Origin of the sequence: Paenibacillus naphthalenovorans, from assembly GCF_900099895.1 — a bacterium.
Taxonomy (GTDB): domain Bacteria; phylum Bacillota; class Bacilli; order Paenibacillales; family NBRC-103111; genus Paenibacillus_G; species Paenibacillus_G naphthalenovorans.
In genome coordinates this window covers 1-1,261 of the sequence record NZ_FNDY01000094.1, presented here as the reverse complement: position 1 = coordinate 1,261, position 1,261 = coordinate 1, and the positions used below count along the sequence as shown (strand labels likewise).

The following is a 1,261-nucleotide window of genomic DNA, read 5'->3' as shown; positions in this document are numbered from 1 at the left end:
TCGTCTTCCTTAATGGGAAAAACAAATATCTTACCTCCAAACTGCTGCCGAAAGTTTTCTGCTTTTTTCTCGATCTCAATTATGTTCAAGTAAATCACTCCTTTGATTTAGTGAATATTGGGCCGATTGGTTTCATCAATGATCTTCAAAAGTTCGTTATTCGCAAAAATTTGAAATTCATCGTAAAACCCTCTGTGTTCAATGAATTGTTGAGCCAGCATTCCGGCAATCCCAATATCTTTTAGTACATCGAGATCTTCATTCAACTGATCCAACATTCGTTCGCTCTCCCTAATTAGAGCATCTGAGATAGCGTTCATTTTAGGAAGGATATCTATAAGTTCTTCAAGGGCTTCCCTTTCCGTAATCTGATTTGTACTGATGAGTCTTTGCAACTCTTCTAATCGAGCAAGATAATTTTCCATTAGAACCCCCTATAGATTATTGTGAATTTAAGCCGTAAATTTCACTTACCAGCTCTTTAACGTCGTTTTCGAATAGTTTGCAGGCAATTTCATAAAGTTCCGGAATTTTATTCATCACCTTATCGATATAATCTACCTTGTTCTTAAGCTTTGGCTTATGAGTCCTGTTGTACCTTTCTAGATGATCGCTAAGCCGAAGGTGATATTTCATTTCAAATTGCTTATAAAGTTCACTCCATCGTTCCTGAAACTTTGCGCCGCCTTTTCGAACTACACGATTAAGAATCTGGCGTTTAGTCGCAAGATCGATTTCATCCACCAAACCAATGATGACTTCACTTTTATAATCTAGTTCAGTCTGCTTCCGTTCGTTTTCTTCCGCAAGTAGCCGTTTTTCTTCCCTTTCCTGTTTAAGTTGCATCGCCAGACGAATAATGGTATCCGGATCGGAAAGGACTTCCTCGACTTTGGCTGGCGTAAGATAAGCTCCATGTTTACGTATAGACGGAAGAATTTCATCAGCGACTTTCGCTTGGAAAGCCTCAGCAGTTTCGTTTTTGGCCTTCATTGCCAAACGATAGAAGATGTTTTCGGCAATGTATGTGTCTTTCCCAACTTCATGGGAAAATCCCAAGTCTGTAAGGTATTCGTTAACCCTGTTCCATCTGACAACTTCGTTGCCACTTCTGGCAACGGTCGTGAAACCAAGGCCTCTAGCCACATCTTCGAGATTTAGACGAGCTGTTCCATTCTCGTCAATATAACCCCTGACCCCATTGATAGTGATTAATTGCATTCCACTTCCTCCTTCCCCATTAATCAGATTCAGTTTTCAA

At 40.0% G+C, this 1,261-nt stretch carries 2 protein-coding genes; both read right to left on the bottom strand.

What is annotated here, in order from left to right:
• Positions 1 to 107: 107 nt before the first annotated feature.
• Positions 108 to 425: a hypothetical protein gene (locus tag BLT35_RS26110; protein ID WP_074730249.1), complete on the bottom strand. Its 318-nt coding sequence runs from the start codon at positions 423 to 425 to the stop codon at positions 108 to 110.
• Between the two features lie 16 nt (positions 426 to 441).
• The gene (locus tag BLT35_RS26105) at positions 442 to 1,221 is read right to left on the bottom strand and encodes a BRO-N domain-containing protein (protein ID WP_074730248.1); all 780 of its coding nucleotides are present in this window, start codon (positions 1,219 to 1,221) and stop codon (positions 442 to 444) included.
• Positions 1,222 to 1,261 lie beyond the last annotated feature (40 nt).